Origin of the sequence: Paenibacillus sp. (assembly GCF_031177825.1) — a bacterium.
GTDB lineage: Bacteria > Bacillota > Bacilli > Paenibacillales > YIM-B00363 > Paenibacillus_AE.
Map to the genome: position 1 here is coordinate 57,513 of NZ_JAPSKE010000032.1, position 6,071 is coordinate 63,583.

A 6,071-nucleotide genomic window follows, 5' to 3' on the forward strand; every position below is an offset into this window, starting at 1 on the left:
CGTCGATCGTTCGGGATGCTTGATAATGGGAGTATCTATTTACGAAACCGAGAGGGACTTCCATGACCGCCCAGCCGTTCACCTTACAATCGATCAAGCGTCTGTGCGGCCGGTTCGCGTACGAAGACGGAGAAGCGATCTACGCCGCGGGACGCGCGCGCCTCGACCGCGACGACCCGGACGCGGCGGGCTTCGACGCCGAGGTCGCCGGAAGCGGCGGCGTCCGCCGCGTGTCCGTGTCGTTCGGATCGGACGGTTCGCCGGTCGCGAACTGCGACTGCGAGCCGTTCCTTCGATACGAGGAGCCCTGCGAGCATATCGCGGCTGCTCTTCTACAAATCTACGAACTCCGCAGCGAACTCCGGTCGTCGTATCGGCCGAGTCCGTCCGCGGAGCAGCGCGCCGCGGACGGACTGCTGGCGCTCTTCGCGTCGGGCCCGCCGCGAGACGGCGTCCGCCGGACCGCGCTCGGCGCGCGGAAGGAGACGCTCGGCGTCGAGTGGACCGTCAAGGCGCGCGAGTATGCGGACGGGAATCGATTGTTCGCCGTCGAGATGAAGCTCGGCCCGGGGAAGACGTACGTCGTTCCTCGCATTCGGGACTTCCTGGACGCCTATGACCGCGGGGAGACGTACGCGTTCACCGCCCGCTTCGCGTACGATCCGCAGGCGCATCGGTTCGCGCCCGCCGACGAAGCGGCGCTGCGCGAGCTCGTCCGGGCGAAGCGCTCGGAGGAGGCGTACCGCGCGGCGGGAGCGGCGGCTTTGCCGGCCGCCCGGCGATCCGCCGCGGACCGGGAGCTCCCCGTGCCGCCGTACGCCTGGGAAGCGCTGGAGCCGCTGCTCGCCGCGGCGCCTTCCGTCGCGCTCGAAGCCGAAGGCGAGCGATGGAGCGGCCTCCGGACGGCGGAGGAGCCGCTGCCGCTTCGGTTCGAATTCGACGCGGACGTAGCCGCCGCGTTCGGCGATGGCGGAGACGACGCGTTCCGGCTGGACGCGGGCGGGCTGGACGGCGTCCTCGTCATGGAGGCGTACGGTCTCGCCCTGCACGGCGGCAAGCTGATCAAACTGCCGGCGGCGTCCTGCAGACGGCTGGCGGAGCTGCAGCGGCTCCTGACGTCGTTGCGCGAGCCGCGCATCCGCATTCCCTCCGAACGGATGGAGACGTTCCTGCGCGAGGTCGTCCCGGGCTTGCTCGCGCTCGGCGAAGTGCGCGTCGCGAAGGCGGTGTCGGACCGGATCGTGCAGACGCCGTTGAAAGCCCGAATTTACCTCGACCGCGTCAGGGATCGGCTGCTGGCGGGCGTGGAGTTCCAATACGGCGATCTCGTCGTCAACCCGGTGGAGGCGCGCGCCAGCACGGCGAAGACCGGCCGCATCCTGCTGCGCGACGGGGAGAAGGAGCGGCGCATCCTGGATTTGATGGACGCCGGCGGGTTCGTGCAGACGGAGAGCGGCTATTTCCTGACCGACGAAGCGGACGAGTTCGAGTTTCTCTACGAGCTCGTCCCGAAGCTCGAACGGCTGGCGGACATCTTCGCGACCACCGCCGTGAAAGCCCGAATCGCCCCGAGTCCGAAGGCGCCCGTCGCGAAGGTCGACGTCGACGAGAGGGTCGACTGGCTCGAGATCAAGTTCGACCTCGCCGGCATCCCGGAGTCGGACATCCGGCAGCTCGTGCGGGCGATCGACGAGAAGAAGAAATATTACCGGCTCCCCTCCGGCGCTCTGCTGCCGCTCGAGCGCGAGGAGTTTCAACAGCTGGCGCGGTTCCTGAAGGAGACCGGCCTTACCCCGGCGGAGCTGAGCGGGGCGACGGCGCGCATCCCCGTCTCCCGGGGACTGTACTTCATGGACCTCGCGGAGCACGAGAGCCGCGCCGTGAAGCTCGGGAAGTCGTTCCGGCAGGTGCTCGAGAATATGCGATATCCCGACAACCTCGAGTTCCCGGTGCCGCCATCGCTCGACGCCGTGCTGCGGGAGTACCAGAAGCACGGCTTCCGTTGGATGAAGCTGCTGGCTCATTACCGCTTCGGCGGCGTCCTGGCCGACGACATGGGGCTCGGGAAGACGCTGCAGAGCATCGCCTTCCTCGTCTCCGTCCTGCCGGACATCCGGGAGCGGCGAGAACCCGCGATCGTCGTCGCGCCGGCGTCGCTCACGTACAATTGGAGGAACGAGTTCCACAAATTCGCGCCGGACGTGAAGGTCGCGCTCGTCGACGGCGATCAGGAAGAACGCGCCAAGAAACTCCGCCTCGCGCGCGACGCCGACGTCGTCATCACGTCGTATCCGCTGCTGCGGCGCGATATCGCGTCGTACGCCAGACGACGGTTCCATACCGTGTTCTTGGACGAAGCCCAAGCGTTCAAAAACTATGCCACCCAGACGGCCCACGCCGTGAAACGGCTGCAGGCGAGCCATCGGTTCGCGCTGACCGGCACGCCGATCGAGAACGGCATCGAAGAGCTATGGTCGATCTTCGACGTCGTCTTCCCGACGCTGTTCCCCGAGCGGAGGCTGTTCCGGGATATGTCCCGAAGCAGCGTCGCGAAGCGGGTACGTCCGTTCCTGCTGCGCCGTCTCAAATCCGACGTGCTCGGCGAGCTGCCGGAGAAGATCGAGACGCTGCACGCTTCGGAGCTGTTCCCGGAGCAGAAGCGACTGTACGCCGCTTACCTCGCGAAGCTTCGCCAGGAGACGCTGAAGCATCTCGACGTCGACAGCTTCCACAAGAGCCGCATGCGTATTTTGGCGGGCCTCACGCGGCTTCGCCAAATTTGCTGCCATCCGGCGCTGTTCGTCGAAGGGTATGAAGGCAGCTCGGGAAAATTCGAATCGCTGATGGATTTGCTCGAGGAAGGACGAGGCGCGGGGAAGCGAATGCTCGTGTTCTCTCAATTCACGGGCATGCTGGATTTGATCGGACGGGAGCTCGGGCGGCAGGGCGTGCCGTATTTTTACTTGGACGGCGACACGCCCGCCGCGGAACGCGTCGAGCTGTGCGATCGGTTCAACGACGGGGAACGGAATTTGTTCTTGATCTCGCTGAAGGCGGGCGGGACGGGACTGAACCTGACGGGAGCCGATACCGTAATTCTGTACGATCTGTGGTGGAATCCCGCCGTGGAGCAGCAGGCCGCCGACCGAGCGCACCGGATCGGGCAGACGAACGTCGTGCAAGTCATTCGGCTCGTCGCCGGAGATACGTTGGAGGAGAAAATCTACGAGCTGCAGCAGCGGAAGAAGCATCTGATCGACGACGTCGTGCAAGCGGGGCCGGCGGCGTTCGGCTCCTTGTCGGAGGCGGAGCTTCGCGAGCTGCTGTCGATCTGAGCCGTTATCGCAGCGCGGACAGCAGCGCCGCGTTCATCGCCTCCATCTCGTCGACGACGGAGCCGTGCCCGCTGTTATACAGCGGCTGCAAGGTCGATCCCGGGAGGTTCTGCTGCAGCCGCTGCGCGACCGGGTAGGCGACGATCTTGTCGTGCACGCCGTGGAAGATCGACGTCGGCACGCGGATCGCGCGCAGGTCGTTCGTCACGTCTTCGTCTCGGAGCGCGACGAGGAATTGGATCGTAGCATAGGAAGCCGCTTGCATGCCCATGGAGACGAACCAGTTCAGCATTCCCGGCCCGACGTTCCGATTGAAAAACTGGAGGCTTACATCCTGAAGCATCTTCGGTCGGTCCGCCGCCGTCTGCCGAATGAGGTCGTCGATCTGTTCGACCGGCATGCCGTACGGATTGTCGGGCTTGCGAGCGAAGGCCGGCGCGGCCGGGTCGATCAAGACCAGCTTGCGGATGCGACTCCCCTGATGCGCCGGGTGACGCGCCAAGTAGCGGATCGAGATCGGTCCCCCGATCGAAAAGCCGACCAGCGCGGCATCCTGCAAGTCGAGCGCCTCCGCGACCGCGGCGACGTCGTCGCCCAACCGGTCGTACGTATAGCCGTGCCACGGCTTGTCGGACTCGCCGAATCCTCTCAAGTCGATGCCGACGCAGCGAAACCCGTAAGCCGGCAAGACGTTGAATTGATACTCGTACATCCGATGATTCAGCGGCCAGCCGTGAACGAACATGACCGGGCGGCTCCCGCTTCCCGGATTCAAATCGTGAACGCGAATCCGCACTCCCTTTTCCGTTTCGATAAACATGCGTACATCCGCCTTCCTTATTCTCGATACAAATTTATATGCGGAGCCTAGCCGCGGTAGGAGCGAATCCAGACATGAATGTGCAAGGCCTGAACCATTTGTGCTTTTCCGTATCCGATCTCGAGCGGTCGATACAATTCTATCGAGACGTCTTCGGCGCGAAGCTGCTGATCCGCGGGCGGAGGCTCGCGTACTTCGATCTGGCCGGACTCTGGGTGGCTCTCAATCAGGAGGACGTCGACCGCTCCGGGGCGGGGAGCACGTATACGCATTGCGCCTTCGCCGTGGCGGAAGCGGACTTCGACGCGTTCGCGGCGCGGCTTCGGGCGCTCGACGTCGAGATCCTTCCAGGCCGGGAGAGGGACGAGCGAGATCGGCGTTCCGTGTACTTCCAGGATCCCGACGGCCATCGGTTCGAGTTCCATACCGGGACGTTGAACGATCGATTAACGTATTACCGGGAAGAGAAGACGCATATGCAATTTTATGAAAAGGCCGCCCCCTCGCCGCCGGATCCCTCGGTCGTCGTCGCCGAAATCCGCTGCGTCGAAGGACGCGTTGCGGAACAGCTGCGCAGGCTCTTGATCGACGTCGTGGGAGACGGGGCGTCGATCGGCTTCTTGCCGCCGCTGTCCGAAGAAGAAGCGGATCGCTACTGGGGCGGCGTCGCGGGCGACGACACCGTCTTGTGGATCGCGCGTCTCGGCGAGGAGACGATCGGCACGGTGCAGCTGCACCTTTGCGCGAAGGCCAACGGGTCGCATCGAGCCGAGATCGCGAAGCTGATGGTCGCCCCGAACGCGCGGCGTCGCGGCGTCGCCCGCTTGCTTATGGAGACGGCCGAAGCCCGAGCGAAAGCGGAGGGGCGAAGCTTGCTCGTGCTCGATACGCGGGAGGGGGATCCGTCGAACCGGTTGTACGCATCCATGGGGTATGTACAAGCCGGACGCATTCCGTCCTTCGCGAGATCCGCCGACGGAACGTTGGACGCGACGATTCTTTATTATAAAACGCTTGACCTTGACGTAACGTAAAGGTGTACCCTGAGGTTGCAAGTCGCAAGGAGGGGGGAGCGCGATGGAATACACGGTGCAAAAGCTGGGCCGGCTCGCCGGCGTCAGCCCGAGAACGCTGCGGTTTTACGACGAGATCGGTCTCTTGAAGCCCGCCCGCACGAATTCGTCGGGGTATCGGATCTACGGTTCGGAGGAGGTCGACCGGCTACAGCAAATCTTGTTTTATAGGGAGCTGGGGCTCGATCTGGATCGGATCAAGAGAATCATGACCTCGCCGTCCTTCGACGGCTCGGAGGCGCTTCGGACGCACCGGGAGCAGCTCCTCGCCAAGCGGCGGCAATTAGATCTGCTTATCGCGAACGTGGAGAAGACGATCGCGGCGGCCGAAGGGAGCATCGAGATGACGAACGAAGAGAAGTTCGAAGGGTTCAAGAAGCAGCTGATCGAAGACAACGAGAAGAACTACGGCGCCGAGGCGCGGGAGAAGTACGGCGACGACGTCGTCGCCAAGTCGAACGCGAAGCTGGCGAATATGACGCAAGCGGAATACGAAGAAGTCACGCGTCTTGCGGAAGAGGTGACGGAGACGCTCGCGGAAGCGTTCCGACAGGGCGATCCGGCCGGGGAGCTCGCGCAGCGGGCGGCCGAGCTGCACAAGCGTTGGCTCCTGTTTTATTGGCCGCAGTACAGCAAGGAAGCGCATGCCGGCCTCGCCCAGATGTACGTTGACGACGAGCGGTTCCGGGCATACTATGACGCGAAACAGCCGGGAACGGCCGAATTTTTAAGAGACGCGATCCATATTTATACCGGAGCGCGGACATAAGACGGAGGGATCAGCATGGAACGCAGCGTCCGGTCGGTACCGCACGGCCACGTCGAAGAGACGAACCCATCGTC

Annotated in this window: 4 protein-coding genes and 1 pseudogene; 4 read left to right on the forward strand and 1 reads right to left on the reverse strand. The window is 64.1% G+C overall.

Annotated elements, in window-relative coordinates; genetic code table 11:
• Positions 1-62 precede the first annotated feature (62 nt).
• On the forward strand, positions 63-3,335 hold the full coding sequence (locus tag RIN49_RS24865; protein ID WP_309122841.1) for a DEAD/DEAH box helicase: 3,273 nt from the start codon (positions 63-65) through the stop codon (positions 3,333-3,335).
• Between the two features lie 4 nt (positions 3,336-3,339).
• On the opposite strand, the gene RIN49_RS24870 is transcribed toward RIN49_RS24865, so the two are convergent.
• Positions 3,340-4,155, reverse strand: a complete 816-nt coding sequence (locus tag RIN49_RS24870; protein ID WP_309122842.1) for an alpha/beta fold hydrolase — start codon at positions 4,153-4,155, stop codon at positions 3,340-3,342.
• A 74-nt stretch (positions 4,156-4,229) separates the two neighbouring features.
• Between RIN49_RS24870 and fosB the strand changes: the two are divergent.
• The 3 genes and pseudogenes from fosB to RIN49_RS24885 form a co-directional block, all read left to right on the forward strand.
• Positions 4,230-4,643 (forward strand): annotated as a pseudogene (fosB, locus tag RIN49_RS24875) (metallothiol transferase FosB); the annotation flags it as partial.
• Entirely contained in the window at positions 4,632-5,189 is a 558-nt protein-coding gene (locus RIN49_RS24880; RefSeq protein ID WP_309122846.1) for a GNAT family N-acetyltransferase, read from the forward strand. The pseudogene fosB and the gene RIN49_RS24880, both read left to right, overlap by 12 nt.
• Positions 5,190-5,232: 43 nt before the next feature.
• Positions 5,233-5,997 carry a MerR family transcriptional regulator gene (locus RIN49_RS24885; protein ID WP_309122843.1) on the forward strand — a complete coding sequence of 255 codons (765 nt, stop codon included), beginning with the start codon at positions 5,233-5,235 and terminating at the stop codon, positions 5,995-5,997.
• Positions 5,998-6,071 lie beyond the last annotated feature (74 nt).

Coding starts and splice junctions, on each gene's coding strand:
- RIN49_RS24880 (WP_309122846.1), top strand. CDS start 4,632: ATGCAATTTTATGAAAAGGCCGCCCCCTCGCCGCCGGATCCCTCGGTC.
- RIN49_RS24870 (WP_309122842.1), bottom strand. CDS start 4,155: ATGTTTATCGAAACGGAAAAGGGAGTGCGGATTCGCGTTCACGATTTG.
- RIN49_RS24885 (WP_309122843.1), top strand. CDS start 5,233: ATGGAATACACGGTGCAAAAGCTGGGCCGGCTCGCCGGCGTCAGCCCG.
- RIN49_RS24865 (WP_309122841.1), top strand. CDS start 63: ATGACCGCCCAGCCGTTCACCTTACAATCGATCAAGCGTCTGTGCGGC.